Below are 19,708 nucleotides of genomic sequence, written 5' to 3'. Positions count from 1 at the left end.
TCAAATCAGACCCGGCCTTTCCAACCAAATAGCTGCTTAAGTCGGAAAGCTCCGCTCAGGCAGCAGCGCCCTTTGCAAACAAAGTGTGCAACTCGCCCGCTTCGTACATTTCCATCATAATATCGCTACCGCCGACGAATTCACCCTTCACATACAGTTGGGGGATGGTCGGCCAATCGCTGAACTGTTTGATGCCCTGACGAATGCCCTGATCCTGCAACACATCCACGGTGCCATAATCAACGCCGAGATGATCGAGGATCGAGATAGCTTTGCTCGAAAATCCGCACTGCGGGAACAATGGAGTGCCCTTCATAAAGAGCAGGACTTCGTTTTCTTTTACAAGTTGGGCGATGCGTGCCTGGCTGTCGTCGGTCATTATGATTTCCTCATTCGGGAATTGCTGTGGTCAGTTGAAGTGCGTGAAGGACGCCGCCCATACGCCCACCCAGCGCGGAATAAACCGCCTGATGCTGCTTGATGCGTGGCATTCCCACGAAACTGGCCGAGATGACCCGCGCCGCATAATGGTCGCCGTCACCCGCCAGATCGGTAATTTCTACCGCAGCATCGGGAATCGCTGCAACGATCATCGATTCGATATCAGCGGCTGCCATCGGCATTATTCGGCCGTCATCAGTTGGCGACGCGCTTCGATAGTTTTGCTCGTCAAAGCCTCACGGATGCTCGCATCGTCAATCTCAACGCCCGCTGCCAGCATATCTCCGAGCAGTTTGCGCACGACATCTTCGTCCCCTGATTCTTCAAAATCAGCCTGGACGACGCTTGTCGCATAAGAGCCTGTTTCTTCGGGGGTAAGATTCATCAATTCGGCAGCCCATACGCCGAGGAGGCGATTGCGGCGGGCGGTTATGCGGAATGCCATGTCCTCATCGCGTGCGAATTTAGTTTCAAACGCGCGTTCGCGATCGTCGAATGTTGTCATGGCGGCCCTCGTCGCAGTTCAGTGTGAAGGCAGAGATAGGCAGAGCGACGCGCAGGTGCAATGTCAGTCCGCTACCTTAACGACCAGTTTTCCGATCGCTTCGCGCCGCGCCATACGGGCAATGGCCTCTCCACCCTGTTCGAACGGCAGGACCGCACTCACGACCGGAGCAATCTCACCCGCCGCCCAAAGCCGGAAAAGGCGCGTCATATGGGCGTCATGAGCGGCCGGATTACGTTTTGCAAACGCTCCCCAGAAAACTCCGCAAACGTCGCAACTTTTCAGGAGTGTCAGATTCAGCGGCAGTCGCGGGATGCCCGCAGGAAAGCCGATGACCAGATAGCGTCCTTCCCATGCGATCGAGCGGAGGGCAGGCTCACAATAATCGCCGCCCACCGCGTCATAGATAACATCCGCGCCGTCTTTGCCGATAACGGCCTTGAACTGTTCAGCGAGCGCTTTCGACTGATCCTTGTCGAACGGCCCGCGGCCATAAATGATCGCGTCATGCGCACCGGCTTTTCGGGCAGCAGCGGCTTTTTCTTCGCTCGAAACGGCGGCGATCACGCGGGCACCGAACGCGCGGCCCAGTTCGACGGCGGCCAGTCCTACCCCGCCCGCAGCACCGAGAACGAGGAGGGTTTCCCCCTCTTTCAACCTGCCGCGGTCGACCAGTGCATGTATCGATGTCGCATAGGTCAGCATGAAGGCCGCGCCTTCTTCGAAGCTGCGTTCCTTGGGCAATTTATAGGCGGACGTTGCAGCGATGGCGATTTTTTCGACAAGACCACCATGACCGGTAACCGAGATTACACGGTCGCCGATGGCATAGCCCGTGACGCCCTCGCCCACCGCCTCAACCACGCCACCAATTTCAGTGCCGGGGGCAAATGGGCGCTCCGGTTTTATCTGATACTTGTCTTCGATAATCAGCACATCGGGATAATTTATCGCGCAGGCCTTTACCGCCACCAGCAGTTCGCCGGGACCGGCAACAGGTTCGGGAACCTCGCTCATCACCAGAGTTTCGGGACCACCGGCACTCAACGACAACAAGGCTTTCACGTTTAACCCTTTCGGCGCAGCCACGGCCTGACGCCGTCCGCAATATCCTCATATTTCGCGATTTTTCCCGACGATACCAGAGTCAATCCGATCTCATCGGTGCCATTGAGCAAACATTGCTTCCGAAACGAATCAATCTTGAATACGAAGCGATCCTGAAATCGCGTCGTAACCGACTGCGCTTCCAGATCGATATGGATCGGGTCGGTTTTTGCGACCTCCATCAGGCGGTCGATTGCAGCTTGGGGCAGGACGACCGCCAGGATGCCGTTCTTATAAGCATTGCCTGAGAAAATGTCGGAGAAGGACGGTGCTATAACCGCTTTCACGCCCATATCGTTCAACGCCCATGCGGCGTGCTCGCGGCTCGATCCGCAACCGAAATTATCACCAGCGATGATGATCGGTGCCCCGGCATATTCGGGATCGTCGAACACATTGCCCGTTTCGGCACGGACAGTTTCGAATGCACCTTTGCCAAGGCCGGAACGAGTGACTGTCTTTAGCCACTTCGCCGGGATAATGACGTCGGTGTCTACGTTCTTCCGGCCGAACGGATAGGCGAGGCCGTCGATTGTCGTGACGGATTCCATCAGTCGGCTGCCGCTGGAAAGGCGGGCAGCTTTGCGATGTCGCGTGAATCGTGCTGGATTACCGGAATTGCCTTCAGCGAGGCAGCAAGTTTGCGGAATCGGTCCATCGATGCCAGCGATTCGGCGCGGCTCGTATTGAAGCCCGGCACGCCATTGCTGTCGAGATTTTCATGGAAATGCGCGACGTCGCCCGACAGCAAAACCGGCCCGGTTTTGGCAAGGTTGATGAGCAGCCCGTGATGGCCCGGCGTATGCCCCGGCAGGTCGATCATCGTAACGCTACCGTCACCGAACAAATCCTTGTCGCCCGAAACGCCCTCGATCGGTGACCCGCCACCGAACCACGGTGCCAGCGGCCTGGCATCGGCACCACTACCGCCCTGTTTCAGCGCGTCATAATCGCCTTGCCCAATAAACAGCTTTGCCTTCGCGAAGTCCGCAGCCTGACCAGTGTGATCGAAATGATAATGGCTAATACCGACCATCGTCACTTGCTCAGGCTTCACGCCGATCGTCGCCAGTTGTTCGGTAATGGACAGGCGCAGCGTCGGGCTCATTGGCTTCGTCCTGTCGTCCGGCGCGCCTTTCATGGCAAGCGGCAGGCCAGTATCCCACAGCATATAAGTCGCGCCATGCTTGATCAGATAGCAACTCGCGGCGAGATCACGCGCCTGCCCCGGATAGGATTGCGTGTCGGAAAACGCGTTCAGCACATTCACATGCACCGTCCCGCAATCGAGCCGCCACAGCTTGTCGGCGGTGGCAGGAGCAGCAATCGCCGACGTTGCGGAAAGCAACCCGGCGGCGACCGCGATCAGTTTTGCAAAACGCGTCAAACTGCACTCTCCATCAAATCGCGAACATCGGTCAGACGCCCCGTTATCGCAGCCGCAGCCGCCATTGCCGGTGACACCAGATGCGTACGCGCGCCCGGTCCCTGTCGGCCAACGAAGTTACGGTTGCTGGTCGATGCGCAGCGTTCGCCCGGCGGAACCTTGTCCGGGTTCATCCCGAGACAGGCCGAACAACCCGGTTCCCGCCATTCCATGCCAGCATCGATAAAGATTTTGTCCAGCCCCTCGTCCTCGGCCTGACGCTTCACCAGCCCAGACCCCGGCACGACGATCGCCCATTTTACGCTGTCGGCCTTGTGATGGCCCTTCAGCACGGCGGCGGCGGCGCGCAAGTCTTCGATCCGGCTGTTCGTGCAACTGCCGATAAAGATGTTCTGCACCGTGACGTCGGACATCGGCATCCCGGCGGTCAGCCCCATATAGGCCAGCGATTTCGCGGCGGCCTCCTGCTTGCCCGGATCAGCAAAGCTCATCGGGTCGGGAACGATGCCGTTGATCGCCACGACGTCTTCGGGACTGGTGCCCCATGTCACATTCGGCACGATGTCCGCTGCATCGAGGATGATCGTCCGGTCGTAAGTCGCGCCCGCATCGGTCGGCAGCGTCTTCCAATAGGCAAGCGCAGCATCCCAATCGGCCCCCTGCGGCGCCATCGGACGGCCCTTTAAATAGGCATATGTCTTTTCATCGGGTGCGATCAGGCCCGAACGCGCGCCGCCTTCTATCGCCATGTTACTAACGGTCAGGCGACCTTCGATGCTCAGATCACGAATGACCGAACCCGTAAATTCAATGACATAGCCGGTGCCGCCAGCAGCGCCGATCTTGCCGATGATCGCCAGCACGACATCCTTGGCGCTAATGCCAAAGCCCAGCGTGCCATCGACGCGCACTTCCATCGTTTTCGACGGTGACAGTTGCAGCGTTTGCGTCGCGAGGACGTGTTCGACTTCGCTGGTACCGATACCGAATGCCAACGCCCCCAGCGCCCCGTGAGCAGCCGTATGGCTGTCCCCGCAGACAAGCGTGGTGCCCGGCAGCGTAAAGCCCTGTTCGGGACCGACGACGTGAACAATGCCCTGAGCCGCGGCAACCGCGTCGATATAGGGAACACCGAATTCGGCCACATTGGCCTCAAGCGTGGCGAGTTGCAGCGCGCTTTCAGGATCGGCGATCGGCAACCGTTTGCCGTCCGCCCCAACGCGCGGCGTCGTCGGCAGATTATGGTCGGGCACCGCCAGTGTCAGGTCGGGGCGACGCACCGGTCGCCCGGCAAGTCGGAGCCCCTCGAATGCCTGCGGACTCGTCACCTCATGCACAAGGTGGCGGTCGATATAGATCAGGCAAGTGCCATCGGGACGACGTTCGACAACGTGATCGTCCCAGATTTTTTCGTAAAGCGTGCGGGGTCTGCTGGCCATGCCGTTCCGTTAGCGTGGAGTTCTGCGTTTTGCTAGATGACCACACACTATGCCCGTCAGACGACAAAGCTCTGCGCCCAACCCGCGAAAGCGAGCCAGGTGGCGGTTTGCATGATCGACAGCCGGAATATCCATGATGCGATCAGAAACGATCCACCCCAGCGCGTTGCCACGTGAATCTTCCCCTGTGACTTGATATCCCAGACGATGAGCGCGCCGAGCATGATGCCATACGTCGCCGCAATCACTGCGGGAAACGGAATGGGCAATAACAGTCTGCCCATCGCCGGCATCAGCATCCCGATCGTCGCAATGAGCATCAATCGTTTATGCTTCTGCGCCGAGCGGCGATGATAAAGAGCGGCCGCGATCAGCGTGGTAAACACCGGCACATCCAGCAGCGGGACTGCGAGCCACGCAAGCGGCGCAAATTGCGGCGGTCCCGCATGACGCGCAACGCCATTCAGCGCGGCAAGTGCACCGACGATCGGCATCAATATGACGAGAACAAAGCCAGCCTTGCCAAGGATCCGATGCAAATCGCGACGATCGGCCGAAATAAGGCCGACCTGCGTGGCAAATAATAGCACCCAGCTCGTGAACAGCAGCCCGTGCGCGATCACCAGGGGGGTCATCGGATGCATTTCAATGCGCGGTGCGATCACACCACGAAGATAAAAACTGGGCGCGAAGCCGGCAAAGACCACGATCAATATCGTCCCGGCCATGCCAAGGTAGAACCATCGTTCTGCGGTAAGCGGTCGGGAAACGAGAACAGTCGCCATCAATACTCTCCGGAAAGAAATGATGCGACCTGCTGGCCTGTTAACCAGTCGGCGAAGTATAACTTATTTTGCAGGCTCTGGCGATACCGACCGAGAGAGCGCCCCCTGAATGAATGCAACGCTATCGGCCAGCACCGGTCCCTTTCCGCGAAACGGACGCGAAAGTGCCATCACGACTTGCTCGTGCGTGAGTCCCTGGTAATCACGAAGGACCACCGGAGCGCCGACTTTTTTCAAAGCAGCCGCCAGGTTGATTGCGTTACGTGGGCGAACCTGAGTGTCTTTGGTGGCCGTCACCAACAACATGGGTGGCGCATCGGGACGCACGAAATTGATCGGCTGAGTCTCCATCGGACGCGGCCACAGGCTCATCGCCTCGATCGCCCGGCCCGTGAAAGGGTAAAAGTCATAGGGACCGCAAAGGCCGACCGCCGCTTTCACGATGCGTGGATCAACGCCTTCCGCTTTCAACCAGCGCCTATCGAGCGTCAGCATCGCAACCGTATAGGCACCCGCCGAATGTCCCGCGAATGCGATTCGGGCAGGATCACCACCGAATTTGGCAACATTGTCACGCGTCCAGCGGACTGCCTCCGCTCCATCCTGAAGCATGGCCGGAAAATGTATGTCTGGAACTTTGCGATAGTCGGGAACGACGACCACGAACCCCTTGGAAGCAAAAGCACGCGCCGCAAAACCATAGTCCTGACGCGTGCCATTAACCCAGCCGCCGCCATACCAAAAGATCACCACCGGACGCAGCGTGGTTACGTTATCGACAGGACGCCAGACGTCGAGAGTTTGCCCGTGCGTCCCAAAAGCAACCGCCGACGCAACGCGCCCTGCTCCCGAAGACCCATAACCGCGGTCAAGGGCATTCAGCATACCTGGAGGCGAACAGGCGGACAGCAGGGAAGCGACCGCCATGACGACCAACCGGGGCAGTTTCACCGAACGAACTGGGCCGTGGTTTTTGCGTCGATCTCGTCAGCAGTCACGCCCGGCGCCATCTCAATCAATTTGAATGGGCTGTCATGATCGAGCCTCGCGAACACGGCGAGGTCGGTGATTATCATGTCGACGACATTCTTGCCGGTCAGCGGCAGGGTGCACGCCGGAATGAACTTCGCACTGCCGTCCTTGGCGTTGTGCTCCATGACGACGATGATTTTCTTGACGCCCGCGACCAGATCCATCGCGCCGCCCATGCCCTTGATCATCTTGCCGGGAATCATCCAGTTGGCGATGTCGCCATTCTCGGCAACTTCCATCGCGCCCAGCACTGTCAGGTCGATATGCCCGCCACGGATCATGGCAAAGCTGTCCGACGAGCTGAAGTAGGACGATGACGGCAGTTCGCTGATCGTTTGCTTGCCCGCATTGATCAAATCGGCATCGACGTCCTCGTCATAGGGAAACGGCCCGATACCGAGCATCCCGTTTTCGGACTGGAGCGTCACTTCGACGCCCGCCGGAATATGGTTCGCAACCAACGTCGGAATACCGATGCCGAGATTGACGTAATAACCGTCCTTTAGTTCACGAGCCGCGCGCGCGGCCATCTCATCGCGGGTCCATGCCATTATGCGGACTCCCTTTCGCGGACGGTTCGGAACTCGATCCGCTTTTCATAAGGCGCGCCACAGATCAGGCGTTTAATATAAATGCCGGGGACATGGATGCTATCGGGGTCGAGGCTCCCGACCGGCACGATCTCTTCGACTTCGGCAACCGTGTTGTGGCTGGCAGTTGCCATTGGCTGGTTGAAATTGCGGGCGGTCTTGCGAAAGATGAGATTACCCGCTTCATCGGCTTTCCAGCCCTTGATGATCGACAGATCCGCGACGATCCCGCGTTCGAGGATATAATCCTCGCCGTCAAAATTCTTCACTTCCTTGCCCTCCGCCACCAGCGTGCCGACGCCGGTCTTGGTGTAGAAACCGGGGATGCCAGCGCCCCCTGCCCGGCAACGCTCAGCCAACGTACCCTGCGGGCAGAATTCCACTTCGAGTTCGCCGCTCAGATACTGGCGTTCGAATTCCTTGTTCTCACCCACATAGGAGGAGATCATTTTCTTTACCTGACGCGAGCGCAACAGCTTGCCGAGGCCCACGCCATCGACGCCCGCATTGTTCGCAGCAATGGTCAGATCCTTGACCCCCGAGGCCTCAAGCGCATCGATCAGGCGTTCGGGCATTCCAGAGAGGCCGAAACCGCCGCAACAGATCATCATACCGTCGTGCAGCAAACCTTCGAGCGCTGATTTCGCGTCGGGATAAAGCTTCTTCATATTATGCCGATCCTCCAGTTGAACCGCGCTTAAACGCTGTAATTTCATGGGGCAATGCTGGACGGACCGGCTTGTCGTCATTGCATCGGCCGTGAGAGAAGTGCAGCCTGTCACGCAGTCATGAAACACGGAGTTTTTGTGAGCCAATCTTTACGTACAGGTGGACGCATTCTGGTCGATCAGTTGCTGTTGCAAGGTTGCGATCGCATATTCACCGTACCCGGAGAATCGTTTCTCGCGGTACTCGATGCCCTTCATGACACTCCCGAAATTCAGACCGTGATCTGTCGTCAGGAAGGGGGCGTCGGATTCATGGCCTGCGCCGACGGAACAATGACCGGGCGACCCGGCGTCGCCTTCGTGACACGCGGTCCCGGTGCGACCAATGCCAGCATCGGCGTTCATGTCGCGATGCAGGATTCGCAGCCGATGATCCTGTTTATCGGCGACGTTGCACGCGGCGACCGCGATCGGGAGGGGTTTCAGGAAGTCGATTTCACCGCGATGTTCGCGCCGCTGTGCAAATGGGCCAGCCGAATCGACGACGCGGCGCGCATTCCCGAATATATTGCGCGGGCCTATGCCGTGGCGATGTCAGGACGTCCGGGGCCGGTGGTGCTAGCTCTGCCCGAGGATATGTTGCGCGATGTTATCGAAGCGGTGGATCGTCCACGCGTTTTGCCGGTCGTTCAGCCAGTGTGTTCAGAAGCGATGGGCGCATTGATGGCATTGCTCAAAGACGCCTGCGACCCGATCGCGATCGTCGGCGGTGCCGGGTGGGACGCTGCCTCAGCACATTATTTTGCTGAATTTGCGGCGAGCATTGGACTTCCGGTGGCGACGGCTTTCAGGCGGCAGGATGCGATTGCCAATGACTGCCCGGTCTATGCGGGGAACCTGGGCTATGGGCCAAATCCCAAGCTGGTCGAGCGCGTAAAGGCGGCCGATCTGGTGATTGCCGTGGGCGCGAGACTCGGTGAAGCGACAACCGATGGCTACACGTTGATTACGCCCGACCATCCGGGGCAAATACTGGTCCATGTCCACCCTGACCCTAATGAACTGGGGCGGGTTTACCGAACCGATCTCAGCATTTGCGCCGATATGCGTGAATTTTCGGAAGGGGCGGCTTTGTGGGAACAGGATATACTGGAATTCATCGACGGGACGGATGCTCATGCCGAATGGTTGGCCTGGGCGACTCCCTTGTCGTTCGATACGCCGCTCGACCTCGGCCAGTGCGTCGCCGCGATGCGCGAACGCCTGCCGACCGACACCTTCATCTGCAACGGAGCCGGTAATTTTTCGAGCTGGTGGCACCGATATTGGCACTATGCCGGACCAAGCTGTCAGTTGGCACCTACCGCTGGGGCAATGGGATACGGCGTGCCCGCAGCCGTCGCCGCAGGTTTGCGACATCCGACACGCAAGGTTGTTGCCTTGGCGGGCGATGGCGATTTCATGATGAACGGTCAGGAATTGGCGACAGCCGTGCAATATGGCTGCGATATGCTCGTGTTAGTCATCGATAACGGTGCTTACGGCACCATTAGGATGCACCAGGAGCGCGAATATCCAACCAGATTGAGCGGAACGTCGCTAAAAAACCCCGATTTTGCGGCACTGGCACGCGCTTATGGTGGCTGGGCCGAAACTGTAGAAGCAACAGCCGACTTTGCTCCCGCACTCGATCGCGCACTGTCCCAGACCGGAGTTCGGCTGTTACATTTGAAAACCGATGTCGAACGGATTTCGGCGGGAACGACGATTACGGCTTTGCGAAATCGCTAAAACGAAATGGGCCGCCCCGGTTCCCCGAGGCGGCCCAATCGCTCAAGCAACAAGCAGCTTAGATCTTGTCGTTGAACGCACCCTTCACGGCACCGATGCCTTTTTGCAGATCGCCCTTGGCTTCCTGCGCATCGCCTTCCGCTACCAGCTTCTCATTATCGGTTGCTTCGCCAATGGCGCGCTTGGCTTTACCAGCGATTTCGTTGGCGTGGCCTTTGACCTTATCTGTAAATTCACCCATCAAAATTCTCCTTCTGAAGTAATTAGATGCTCCAGAATTATAACGATGGTCCTCCGATCGGGTTCCCTAAATAAGTCCTGCGAGTGGCGACGACGGGTCCGCATAACGCCGCTTGCCCATCCGCCCGGCAAGATAGGCCATTCGTCCCGCCTGCGTGGCAGCCTTCATAGCCGCAGCCATCATCGCCGGATTTTTAGCCTCGGCAATCGCGGTGTTCATCAAGACGCCATCGCAACCCAGTTCCATCGCGACCGCCGCATCGGACGCCGTTCCTACACCGGCATCGACCAGCACCGGCACATTCGCACCCTCAACGATCAACCGGATCATCACCTGATTCTGCAACCCCAGTCCCGACCCAATCGGCGCACCCAAAGGCATAATCGCGACAGCACCCGCCTCCTCTAACCGCTTCGCCATGATCGGATCGTCGGAACAATAAACCATCGGCAGAAAGCCCTCCTTCACAAGAACCTCCGTCGCGCGCAGCGTTTCGATCATGTCGGGATAAAGGGTCTTGGCCTCACCCAGAACTTCAAGCTTCACCAGATCCCAACCGCCAGCCTCGCGCGCCAGCCGCAGCGTGCGGATGGCGTCGTCGGCCGTGAAGCAGCCTGCGGTGTTGGGCAGGTAGGTAATCTTTTTCGGGTCGATAAAGTCGGTCAGCATCGGCGCATTGCGGTCCGAAATATTCACCCGCCGCACCGCCACGGTCACGATCTCCGCACCCGAAGCAGCGACGGCAGCAGCGTTTTGCGCGTAGTCCTTATATTTGCCGGTGCCGATGATCAGTCGCGAATTGAAGGTTCGCCCCGCGACCGTCCAGCTATCGGCCAAGTCGCCAGGTGCATCATGATCGCCACCGCCAACGAAGTGCACGATCTCGATTTCGTCACCATCCTCGACCTTCACATCAGCCAGCGTCGAACGCGGCACGATTTCCAGATTGCGCTCCACCGCGACCCGCAATGGATCGAGGCCAAGTTCGTTCGCGAGGTCTGCAAAACTAATGTCAGAAAAAACCCTGCGGTGTTCACCATTGACGCGGATACTGATCGTGCCGTCTGCGGTCATTGCCTGCCTTTGCGTGTGTTGGATGACACGCATATAGGGGGGTGCTCTCGCTCGCGACAACCGCCAGCGACCAAACGAGGTCCGATACCTTGCCGACGATATTCGTTCTGAACGGCCCAAATCTGAATATGCTCGGCACGCGAGAGCCGGAGATTTACGGTTCAGACACGCTCGATGACATTGCCGGTATGCTCGACAAGCGGGCTCGCGGGCTGGGTTTGGAAATTGATTTTCGCCAGTCGAGCCACGAAGGGCATCTGGTGGACTGGCTGCACGAAGCCGCAGCAACGAATGCGAAGGCTGTGTTGCTGAACGCAGGCGCGCTCACGCATACGTCGGTGGCGTTGTACGATGCGATCAAGGCGATAACAGTACCGGTAATCGAGGTGCATCTTTCGAATCCGCATACGAGGGAAACATTTCGCCATAAGAGCTTTGTCGGTATGGCCGCAAAGGGTAGTATTGCCGGGTTTGGTGCGCATTCTTATCTGCTGGCGCTGGACGCGGCGGCCAAGCTCTGACATTTGGCAGGAAAATCAACAGGGGGTCTCATGACCGATAAATCCAGCGCGATGCAGGTCGACGCCGCGCTAGTCCGTCAGCTCGCCGAGCTGCTCGATGAAAACAAGCTTACTGAAATCGAAGTTCAGGATGGCGAACGGCGCATTCGTGTTGCCCGCACGGTTACTGTTGCAGCGCAGGCGGCTCCTGCTGCTGCGGCAACCGCCGTTGCGCCTTTGGCGGTTCCAGCGGTTGCCGAGGCTCCCGGGGCCTCTGACAATGCCAATGCGATCAAATCACCAATGGTCGGCACAGTTTACCTGTCGTCCGAACCCGGTGCAAAACCATTTGCCGGCGTTGGCGACACCGTCAGCGAAGGCCAGACGCTTGTCATCATCGAAGCTATGAAGGTGATGAACCCGATTCTGGCGACGAAATCCGGCAAGGTATCGCGCGTCTGCGTCCAGAACGGCCAGCCTGTCGAATATGACCAACCCCTGATTGTTATCGAATAATGGCGGCAATCGAAAAACTGCTGATCGCAAACCGGGGCGAAATTGCGCTGCGTATCCACCGTGCTTGCCATGAAATGGGCATCAAGACGGTTGCGGTGCACTCCACCGCAGACAGCGATGCGATGCACGTACGGCTTGCTGATGAGGCGATCTGCATCGGACCGCCATCGGCAACCGACAGCTATCTGAACGTTCCCGCGATCATCTCTGCCGCAGAAATTTCGGGCGCGGACGCGATCCATCCGGGCTATGGCTTCCTCAGCGAAAACGCGCGCTTTGCCGATATTGTCGAAGAACACGGCATTATCTTCGTTGGGCCGAAGCCTGAACATATCCGGACGATGGGCGACAAGGTTGAAGCCAAACGAACCGCTGGCGCTCTTGGTATGCCGCTGGTTCCGGGGTCCGACGGCGCAGTTTCTGACCCGGTAGAAGCGCGAAAGATTGCGGCTGAAATCGGCTATCCGGTCATCGTCAAAGCGGCGAGCGGCGGCGGTGGTCGCGGCATGAAAGTCGTCACGCGCGAGGAAGACCTCGAAACGCTAATGAGCCAAGCGGGCACCGAAGCCAAAGCAGCGTTCGGCGACGCCACGGTCTATATCGAGAAATACCTCGGCAATCCGCGCCACATCGAATTTCAGGTGTTCGGCGATGGCAAAGGCAACGCAATCCACCTTGGCGAGCGCGATTGTTCGTTGCAGCGCCGCCACCAGAAAGTGCTTGAGGAAGCTCCCTCGCCCGTCATCACGACGGCCGAACGGATGCGCATGGGTGGTATCGTGTCGAAAGCAATGGCCGACATGGGCTATCGCGGCGCGGGAACGATCGAGTTTCTGTGGGAAGACGGTGAGTTCTATTTCATCGAAATGAACACCCGCCTTCAGGTCGAGCATCCCGTGACCGAGATGATCACGGGCGTCGACCTTGTGCGCGAACAGATCCGTATTGCCGAGGGCCTACCGCTGTCGGTCACGCAGGACGAAATCGTGTTTTCGGGTCATGCAATCGAGTGCCGGATCAACGCCGAAGACCCACGCACATTTGCGCCGTCGCCAGGGCTGGTAAAGGCCTATCACGCGGCGGGCGGAATGCACGTCCGTATGGATAGTGGACTGTATGCTGGCTATAAAATACCGCCTTATTATGACAGCATGATCGCCAAGCTGATCGTCTATGGCCGCACCCGCGAAGGCTGTATCATGCGGCTGCGGCGTGCGCTGGAGGAGACGGTGATCGAGGGTGTGAAAACCACGATTCCGCTGCATCAGGCGCTTTTGCAACAACGTGACATCCAGAACGGCGATTATTCGATCAAATGGCTCGAGGAATGGCTGGCGACCGACGCAGCGACTGAAAGCATCAAGTGAAGGCGACGATTTTTCACAATCCTGCGTGTGGGACATCACGCAAGACACTGGCGATCCTGCAAGAAACTACAGGTGTTGAAGTCGAGGTCATTGAATATCTGAAAACGCCGCCTTCGCGCGAACGGTTGGCCGGGCTTTATGCTCGAGCCAGTATCACACCGCGCCAGGGGCTTCGGGTTCGTGGGACCAATGCCGAAGAGCTAGGCTTGCTCGATGCCGATGATGACACGATCCTGGATGCGATGGCGGCTAACCCGGCCCTGATCGAACGTCCACTGGTCGAAACCAGTAAGGGTGTGCGCCTGTGCCGTCCACAGGATCTGGTGCAGGAAATTCTCTAGCACTCGCTAAACCGCTGTCCGCGCGCTAGGATGTGCGGATGGCGACAATTGCGATTTACAGTCTGAAAGGCGGAGTGGGCAAAACCACGATGTCAGTCAATCTGGCCTGGTCGTCCGCCACTCAATCGTCACGCAGGACATTGCTCTGGGATCTCGACCCACAGGCGGCCTCCAGTTGGCTGCTTGGCGGCGACAGTCGCGGCAAGGATGCCGCTCAAGCTGTCTTTGCAAAGGATCTGGCGCCGGCCGCGCTGATTTCGCCAACGGCGATCGAGCGGCTCGATTTGTTGCCCGCCGATACATCGCTACGCAGTCTGGATCATTTCTTCTTTTCCCTCGGCAAGCGAAAGCGGCTCGCCAAACTGCTGGAGGGACTCGAGAAAACCTATGACCGCATCATCCTCGACTGCCCGCCGGGCCTGACCGAAACCAGCGAGCAGGTAATGCGCGCAGCTGATTTGATCCTCGTGCCGGTCATCCCCTCTCCTCTCTCGCGCCGCGCGCTGGACGACGTAATTGCCTATCTGGACCGTGAGAACGGCGGCCATGCGCCAATCCTTCCGGTATTTTCGATGGTCGACCGCAGGCGCGCGCTTCACCGCGAGGCAATCGAGGACAATCCCGACTGGCCGGTGATCCCAATGGCAAGCGCCGTCGAGCAGATGACCGTTCACCGCGCGCCCATCGGAAGCTATGCCGCGCGTTCGCCCGCAGGTGAGGCATTTGCGTCGTTATGGACGGGCATCGAGCGCAAACTGGCGCGTGTAAAGGACCGGTGACAAAGCGGATTCCGCCGCTCGATCCACAACTACTTTTGCGTGCCTATTCGGTTGGCGTGTTTCCGATGGCCGACAGTGCCGATGCGCCGTCGGTCTATTGGGTTGAGCCGAAGGAGCGGGCGGTGCTGCCGCTCGACGGATTTCATCTCTCGCGGTCACTGAAGAAGACGTTGCTGTCGGAACGCTTCAAAACGACGGCCAATCAGGCATTTGGGGAGATTGTCGAACTCTGTGCGGAGTCCGTAGGCAACCGACCCGAGACATGGATCAACCACCAAATAGCCCATGCCGTGGACGAATTGCACACGGCGGGACACGCACATTCGATCGAAACATGGTTAGATGGTAAACTTGTCGGCGGTCTGTACGGGATATCGCTCGGCAATGCATTCTTTGGCGAATCGATGGTCAGTCGCGCGACCGATGCCTCAAAGGTCGCGCTAGCGCATCTTGTCGCACGATTGAAAATCGGCGGGTTCAGGCTGCTCGACTGCCAGTTCATGACTGACCATCTCCACTCGCTTGGCGCAGTGGAGATTAGCCGCGACGCTTATATGGCGTTACTGGGCGCTGCGATCGGAGGGACTGGATCTGGTTCCTCAGCAGGCTTGTCGGCAGGTGCGGATTTCCGCGCTTTCGATTTTCCACCCTCGCCCGCGCCTTCACCCGAAAGCACCACCGTATTCGGACCAACGTCGGGATGGCGCATCGTACAGGCCTTGACCCACACATCGTAGATCGGATGCTGGACGACGTTCAGCGACGGCGATTCTTTGAAAAGCCAGCCCGAGAAAACTTTGCGCCATTTGTCGTCGGCACCGTGAACGATCAACTGGACGAATGCGCCGGTAAGCTGGTCTTTTTCCCAAGGCTCCGTCTGGTCGCACGCTTTCAGGCGCACAACAGCGTCGCCGATGTGGACGGCATCGCCGGGGCGCATCTTCAGATCGCGGGACAGGCCGTTCCGCTTGTTCAATATGCCGATCGTCGCGACTCGTTCCGCCATCGGTGTTGCGGCGCGAATTTCAGCGGGAGACGGCTTGGGGGCCACGTGAGGGACCAGCGGAGCCTGAACACTCAGATTGTCAGCAGCGATCGGAGGGCCACTTGTTGGTCCCTCGACAACATTCTGAATCGCAGGCGCAGCCGCCGCGAGACCGACAACCGCAAGAATTCCGCCGACCGCCCAGCGATTCATGCCGCGTCGGGGCTCCATGCTTCGTAATCGCCCGTTGCTGCTGCACGTTTACCGCCCTTTTCGAGCGCTCCGGCTGGGCGATAAGCATCGGCGGTTCCGGTCAGATTGGCCTTCCCCTCTTTTTCCCAGCGGCGAACCGGCGGTAAGCTGTCGTCGGGCAAATCATCAATGCTGTGATGAAGCCAGGCGTGCCATTCGGGCGGCACCCTGCTGGCGTCGTTCGCCCCGACATAGATCACCGAACGGCGCAAACGACCGTCGGGAAGCGCTTTACCCGTGTAATAAATATTGCCGAGGCCATCCTCGCCAACGCGCTTTGCGCTCCTTAGCGCGATCGACGTGCCGATGGTCGCGCCATCCCACCAGGTGAATATCTTGCCGAGAATGCCCATGATTTGCCGATTAGGCGCGAGAGCGCGCGGGCGCAACGGCTAGTGAGCCCAACTCACCTTATCGTTTGCGGAAATACCCAATTCAGCCGCTCTCCCGCCCGCGATTTCGAGGACCGCCGACACAGGCTCGCCCGAATCGATAGGCTCGAGCGAATAGGGAACGGCGTTTGCAGCAATCCGCGCGATCGTCCGGTCAGGCCTGATAAACACGATATCGAGCGACGATACCGTGTTTTTCATCCAGAAGCTGGCCATACGCGCTGGGTTCATCGGAAAGATCATTCCACCATCGGGAGCAATATGTGGGCGAAACATTAGGCCGCGCTCTTGTTCCTCCGACGTGTGGGCGACCTCGACTTTAAACCGATTCATGCCATGTGCCGACTTTATTACCAGCGGGATTATCGCAACTTTTGCGACTCGCGTTGTTGCCGTTCGAGCATCGCCGCCAGTTGAAACCGCGAGTGCGATCAGGGTTGCGAATAAAACTTTACCACGCATCAAACCGGTTCCACTTCGACTGCCAACGGCCCCTTGTCACCCGTCGCGATACGAACGCGCAAGGGCTGATCGGGTTCAACCTCGACAAGCCCAGCCCTGCGCAACGTTTCCATATGAATGAAAATGTCCCCTGGCTGGCCCGGCCGCACGACGAAACCATAGCCTTTCAGTCGATTAAACCATTTGACGACAACGGGTTCGAAATCGCCCGCCATCTCGATCAGAGCATGAGGGTCGGGTCGCTGCAGCCGACTCGCCGCCAGCAGATCGGCATCGGGACCAATGGCCGTCGACAAATCTATTTCAAGAATCCGCGTCGCCTGAAGGCCACGCACTCCTGATACTGCAAGGCAAACGACGCCAGCCCCCTCTGGCAGCATGCGGCGACCGTGGTCGCGCAATAGCGAAAAGTGGACGAGAATATCGCCGACACCGGTCTCAACAAAACCGAACCCGCGCGTGGCATCAAACCATTTAACGACGCCCTGAAAGCGATCACCTGATGGTGCACCTGTTACATCGTCGTCGTTCAGTGCCGCAAAATCACCGGCACTGTCTCTCTCAAAAGCACTCATGCACCTCAGCCCCCGGGGTTGCGGCGGACATCGTAACACGGATGTAGCCTAATTCGACCAGAATATGTTGTTGAGGTTCAACGATCTTCCCGATCCGGGATTTCGCCGGGCAACGCATCGACAAAACGCCGCGCGAGGGCAAAGCCATGCCCTCCCGCACCATTGCAGACAGCGCCTTGCGACGGGCTGCGTCGTCGGCGACAACTTGGGAGAAGGGCCCGATTCTGCGGCGTCTGGCAAAAGTTTCAGCCGCAACAAAGGCGGCTTGTTCATCATGGTCGAACGATGCCGCAAGGTCGCGGTCGATCCCATCGGCTGAAAGCGCCTGTCCGATACGTCGCGATCCGAAGCCCCGCCGGGTCAGCGTACCGCTTCGCGCCGCTGCAAAAACGGCGTCATCGACGTATCCAGCTTCGACAAATCGCGCCACGACCGCCTCGATCGGCGGCGACTCGTCACCTGACCAGCCACGCTCGCGAATTTTGCGCGAAAGATAGGTTGCCAGCTTTGCGCGCGTCGTCGCATAGCGCCCGACATAGGCCAGGGCGAAGCGGTTCAATGCCTCGGCATCGAGCGGCGATCGGGTCACAGAACGCTTGTGCGGCTTCATGCGCCACGTTTGTGCCACAGTCAGGACGGATTTAGAACGCAGGGTTTGCGTTAAACGAAGATGAATCTGCCGCCGATGATTATGGCGTACGGATCGAACACGGAGTAATCGGGTGCTTGACGCCGCTGAAGACAAGACATTGCCGGACGCACTGGCGCCAACCGCCTCGAGCGATGAGCAACCGCGCCGATTCTCTGATTTTGCGACGCTGGGCGAGGCGCTCGATTACGCGGCGCAGGGTCAGCGAGGTCTGAATTTCCACGATCCGCGCGGCAAGCTTGCGCATCCCTATCCTTATTCAGACCTACGCGAAGATGCGCTGGCTATGGCTTATCGCCTGATCGCTCAGGGTGTAGCCCCGGGTGATCGCGTAGCCCTGATCGCCGAGACAGGCCGCGACTTTGCCGCGCTGTTTTTCGGCTGCGTCTATGCGGGCGCATGGCCCATCCCGTTGCCATTGCCGACTTCCTTCGGCGGGCGGGATGCCTATGTCGATCAACTTGCGGTGCAAATAAAAAGCTCCGATCCGCTATTGCTGTTTCACCCCGTCGAACTGGGTTCGATGGCCGCAGACGCAGCTAAACTGGCGAAAACAACCGCGCTGGACTGGGAAAGCTTCTCCGCCCGCCCTGCACCTGCGGTCGATCTTCCCGTGGCCAACACTCAGGACATTGCGTACCTCCAATATTCGAGCGGATCGACGCGCTTTCCGCATGGCGTCGCAGTCACGCACGCCGCGTTGCTCAACAATCTTGCGGCTCATGCGCATGGGATGAATCTTCAGCCAGAAGACCGCTGCGTGTCGTGGCTGCCATGGTATCACGACATGGGACTCGTCGGTTGCCTGCTGTCGCCGGTCGCCAATCAGGTTTCAGCCGATTATCTGAAGACAGAGGATTTTGCCCGCCGCCCACTGGCATGGCTCGACCTTATCAGTCGCAATCCGGGCACAACACTCAGTTACTCGCCCACGTTCGGCTATGATATTTGTTCGCGGCGGATGTCGTCACAAACCAAGGCTTCGGACCGGTTCGACCTGTCACGCTGGCGGGTTGCCGGCAACGGTGCTGACATGATTCGCCCCGATGTAATGCAGGCATTCGTCGATGCCTTCGCCGACGCCGGGTTTCAGGCAAGTGCCTTCCTGCCAAGCTATGGTTTGGCCGAAGCAACGCTGGCCGTGTCGATCATGCCGCCGGGCGAAGGGATTGTGGTCGAACTGGTCGAGGAAACCGAACTTTCGGGACATGACGAGGACAAGGGGCGCCCGCAGCGTTTTCGCGCCATCGTCAATTGCGGCAAGCCCGTGCGCGACATGAAGGTTGAAATCCGTGAGGAAGACGGCATCGTCCTGCCCGAGCGCGCCATCGGCAAACTATGGGCAAGCGGCCCATCCATCATGACTGGCTATTACCGTGACGACGTCTCAACTGCGGCGTGTATGCATGATGGCTGGCTCGACACCGGCGACATGGGATATTTGTCTGACGGCTATGTCTATATTGTCGGCCGCGCCAAGGACATGATCATCATCAACGGCAAGAATCATTGGCCGCAGGACATTGAATGGGCGGTCGAACAATTGCCCGGCTTCAAGTCCGGTGACATCGCCGCGTTCGCCATCACTACCCCGGCGGCGAGGAAACCCCTGCCGTTTTGGTTCAGTGTCGCACGACCGACGATGCGGAACGCACCCGTTTGCGTGATGCCATTCGGGAAAAAGTGCGTTCGATTACAGGTATGAACTGCGTTATCGAATTGGTGCCACCACGTACGCTGCCCCGCACCAGCTCGGGAAAATTGAGCCGGGCAAAAGCGCGCAATCTGTACCTTTCGGGCGAAATCCAACCCTACGCTCTTGCCGCTTAA

General features: G+C 58.7%; 24 protein-coding genes and 2 pseudogenes. 8 read left to right on the top strand and 18 right to left on the bottom strand.

Annotated elements, in window-relative coordinates:
* Positions 1-55 precede the first annotated feature (55 nt).
* The 11 genes from grxD to D3Y57_RS17025 form a co-directional block, all read right to left on the bottom strand.
* The gene (grxD, locus tag D3Y57_RS17075) at positions 56-379 is read right to left on the bottom strand and encodes a Grx4 family monothiol glutaredoxin (RefSeq protein ID WP_121154522.1); all 324 of its coding nucleotides are present in this window, start codon (positions 377-379) and stop codon (positions 56-58) included.
* A gap of 10 nt (positions 380-389) precedes the next feature.
* Positions 390-623 (bottom strand): BolA/IbaG family iron-sulfur metabolism protein, encoded by a 234-nt coding sequence (locus tag D3Y57_RS17070; RefSeq protein ID WP_121154520.1) that lies wholly within the window; start codon positions 621-623, stop codon positions 390-392.
* A complete protein-coding gene (locus D3Y57_RS17065) occupies positions 623-946 on the bottom strand; it encodes a DUF1476 domain-containing protein (protein ID WP_121154518.1) in 324 nt (107 codons plus the stop codon). Before D3Y57_RS17065 ends, D3Y57_RS17070 begins: the two co-directional genes overlap by 1 nt.
* Before the next feature lie 63 nt (positions 947-1,009).
* Positions 1,010-2,011, bottom strand: coding sequence for an NADPH:quinone oxidoreductase family protein (locus D3Y57_RS17060; protein ID WP_205590157.1), 1,002 nt, complete (start codon positions 2,009-2,011; stop codon positions 1,010-1,012).
* A gap of 2 nt (positions 2,012-2,013) precedes the next feature.
* Complete coding sequence (leuD, locus tag D3Y57_RS17055) at positions 2,014-2,604, bottom strand: 3-isopropylmalate dehydratase small subunit (RefSeq protein ID WP_121154516.1); 591 nt, start codon at positions 2,602-2,604, stop codon at positions 2,014-2,016.
* The gene (locus D3Y57_RS17050; RefSeq protein ID WP_121154514.1) at positions 2,604-3,440 is read right to left on the bottom strand and encodes an N-acyl homoserine lactonase family protein; all 837 of its coding nucleotides are present in this window, start codon (positions 3,438-3,440) and stop codon (positions 2,604-2,606) included. Before D3Y57_RS17050 ends, leuD begins: the two co-directional genes overlap by 1 nt.
* A complete protein-coding gene (leuC, locus tag D3Y57_RS17045) occupies positions 3,437-4,879 on the bottom strand; it encodes a 3-isopropylmalate dehydratase large subunit (protein WP_121154512.1) in 1,443 nt (480 codons plus the stop codon). Before leuC ends, D3Y57_RS17050 begins: the two co-directional genes overlap by 4 nt.
* 56 nt (positions 4,880-4,935) lie before the next feature.
* Positions 4,936-5,664: a hypothetical protein gene (locus tag D3Y57_RS17040; protein ID WP_121154510.1), complete on the bottom strand. Its 729-nt coding sequence runs from the start codon at positions 5,662-5,664 to the stop codon at positions 4,936-4,938.
* A gap of 63 nt (positions 5,665-5,727) precedes the next feature.
* The gene (locus D3Y57_RS17035; RefSeq protein ID WP_121156108.1) at positions 5,728-6,591 is read right to left on the bottom strand and encodes an alpha/beta hydrolase; all 864 of its coding nucleotides are present in this window, start codon (positions 6,589-6,591) and stop codon (positions 5,728-5,730) included.
* A gap of 20 nt (positions 6,592-6,611) precedes the next feature.
* Positions 6,612-7,247 carry a 3-oxoacid CoA-transferase subunit B gene (locus tag D3Y57_RS17030; RefSeq protein ID WP_121154508.1) on the bottom strand — a complete coding sequence of 212 codons (636 nt, stop codon included), beginning with the start codon at positions 7,245-7,247 and terminating at the stop codon, positions 6,612-6,614.
* The gene (locus D3Y57_RS17025) at positions 7,247-7,954 is read right to left on the bottom strand and encodes a CoA transferase subunit A (protein ID WP_121156106.1); all 708 of its coding nucleotides are present in this window, start codon (positions 7,952-7,954) and stop codon (positions 7,247-7,249) included. The genes D3Y57_RS17030 and D3Y57_RS17025 overlap by 1 nt, the downstream gene beginning before the upstream one ends.
* A gap of 138 nt (positions 7,955-8,092) precedes the next feature.
* On the opposite strand from D3Y57_RS17025, the gene D3Y57_RS17020 reads away from it, so the two are divergent.
* Positions 8,093-9,745, top strand: coding sequence for a thiamine pyrophosphate-binding protein (locus D3Y57_RS17020; RefSeq protein ID WP_239025907.1), 1,653 nt, complete (start codon positions 8,093-8,095; stop codon positions 9,743-9,745).
* A gap of 58 nt (positions 9,746-9,803) precedes the next feature.
* Here D3Y57_RS17020 and D3Y57_RS17015 read toward each other — a convergent pair whose 3' ends face one another.
* Positions 9,804-9,986, bottom strand: coding sequence for a CsbD family protein (locus D3Y57_RS17015; protein ID WP_121154504.1), 183 nt, complete (start codon positions 9,984-9,986; stop codon positions 9,804-9,806).
* Positions 9,987-10,052: 66 nt separating this feature from the next.
* A complete protein-coding gene (thiS, locus tag D3Y57_RS17010; RefSeq protein ID WP_121154502.1) occupies positions 10,053-11,060 on the bottom strand; it encodes a sulfur carrier protein ThiS in 1,008 nt (335 codons plus the stop codon).
* A gap of 89 nt (positions 11,061-11,149) precedes the next feature.
* Between thiS and aroQ the strand changes: the two genes are divergently transcribed.
* The 6 genes from aroQ to aat are packed head-to-tail and all read left to right on the top strand — an operon-like array spanning position 11,150 to position 15,300.
* Positions 11,150-11,581 (top strand): type II 3-dehydroquinate dehydratase, encoded by a 432-nt coding sequence (gene aroQ, locus D3Y57_RS17005; RefSeq protein ID WP_121156104.1) that lies wholly within the window; start codon positions 11,150-11,152, stop codon positions 11,579-11,581.
* A gap of 30 nt (positions 11,582-11,611) precedes the next feature.
* A complete protein-coding gene (gene accB, locus D3Y57_RS17000) occupies positions 11,612-12,076 on the top strand; it encodes an acetyl-CoA carboxylase biotin carboxyl carrier protein (protein ID WP_205590079.1) in 465 nt (154 codons plus the stop codon).
* Positions 12,076-13,443: an acetyl-CoA carboxylase biotin carboxylase subunit gene (accC, locus tag D3Y57_RS16995; RefSeq protein ID WP_121154500.1), complete on the top strand. Its 1,368-nt coding sequence runs from the start codon at positions 12,076-12,078 to the stop codon at positions 13,441-13,443. Before accB ends, accC begins: the two co-directional genes overlap by 1 nt.
* Positions 13,440-13,784 (top strand): arsenate reductase (glutaredoxin), encoded by a 345-nt coding sequence (gene arsC / locus D3Y57_RS16990; RefSeq protein WP_121154498.1) that lies wholly within the window; start codon positions 13,440-13,442, stop codon positions 13,782-13,784. The genes accC and arsC overlap by 4 nt, the downstream gene beginning before the upstream one ends.
* Positions 13,785-13,822: 38 nt before the next feature.
* Positions 13,823-14,563: a ParA family protein gene (locus tag D3Y57_RS16985; RefSeq protein ID WP_121154496.1), complete on the top strand. Its 741-nt coding sequence runs from the start codon at positions 13,823-13,825 to the stop codon at positions 14,561-14,563.
* Positions 14,564-14,571: 8 nt separating this feature from the next.
* Positions 14,572-15,300 carry a leucyl/phenylalanyl-tRNA--protein transferase gene (gene aat / locus D3Y57_RS16980; protein WP_162987242.1) on the top strand — a complete coding sequence of 243 codons (729 nt, stop codon included), beginning with the start codon at positions 14,572-14,574 and terminating at the stop codon, positions 15,298-15,300.
* 35 nt (positions 15,301-15,335) lie between these two features.
* On the opposite strand, the pseudogene D3Y57_RS21440 reads toward aat, so the two are convergent.
* The 5 genes and pseudogenes from D3Y57_RS21440 to D3Y57_RS16955 all read right to left on the bottom strand — a co-directional run.
* A pseudogene (locus D3Y57_RS21440) lies at positions 15,336-15,503 on the bottom strand (DUF2155 domain-containing protein); the annotation flags it as partial.
* Positions 15,504-15,757: 254 nt separating this feature from the next.
* Positions 15,758-16,153 carry an NADH:ubiquinone oxidoreductase subunit NDUFA12 gene (locus D3Y57_RS16970; protein WP_121154492.1) on the bottom strand — a complete coding sequence of 132 codons (396 nt, stop codon included), beginning with the start codon at positions 16,151-16,153 and terminating at the stop codon, positions 15,758-15,760.
* A gap of 39 nt (positions 16,154-16,192) precedes the next feature.
* Positions 16,193-16,654 carry a DUF192 domain-containing protein gene (locus D3Y57_RS16965; RefSeq protein ID WP_121154490.1) on the bottom strand — a complete coding sequence of 154 codons (462 nt, stop codon included), beginning with the start codon at positions 16,652-16,654 and terminating at the stop codon, positions 16,193-16,195.
* The gene (locus D3Y57_RS16960) at positions 16,654-17,229 is read right to left on the bottom strand and encodes a cold shock domain-containing protein (protein WP_121154488.1); all 576 of its coding nucleotides are present in this window, start codon (positions 17,227-17,229) and stop codon (positions 16,654-16,656) included. The genes D3Y57_RS16965 and D3Y57_RS16960 overlap by 1 nt, the downstream gene beginning before the upstream one ends.
* Positions 17,216-17,818 carry a regulatory protein RecX gene (locus tag D3Y57_RS16955; RefSeq protein WP_239025906.1) on the bottom strand — a complete coding sequence of 201 codons (603 nt, stop codon included), beginning with the start codon at positions 17,816-17,818 and terminating at the stop codon, positions 17,216-17,218. Before D3Y57_RS16955 ends, D3Y57_RS16960 begins: the two co-directional genes overlap by 14 nt.
* A 160-nt stretch (positions 17,819-17,978) precedes the next feature.
* On the opposite strand from D3Y57_RS16955, the pseudogene D3Y57_RS16950 reads away from it, so the two are divergent.
* Positions 17,979-19,708, top strand: a pseudogene (locus D3Y57_RS16950) (fatty acyl-AMP ligase).

The organism is Sphingomonas paeninsulae (genome assembly GCF_003660165.1).
Classification (GTDB): Bacteria; Pseudomonadota; Alphaproteobacteria; order Sphingomonadales; family Sphingomonadaceae; genus Sphingomonas_O; species Sphingomonas_O paeninsulae.
This window is presented reverse-complemented; position numbering and strand designations above follow the sequence as displayed.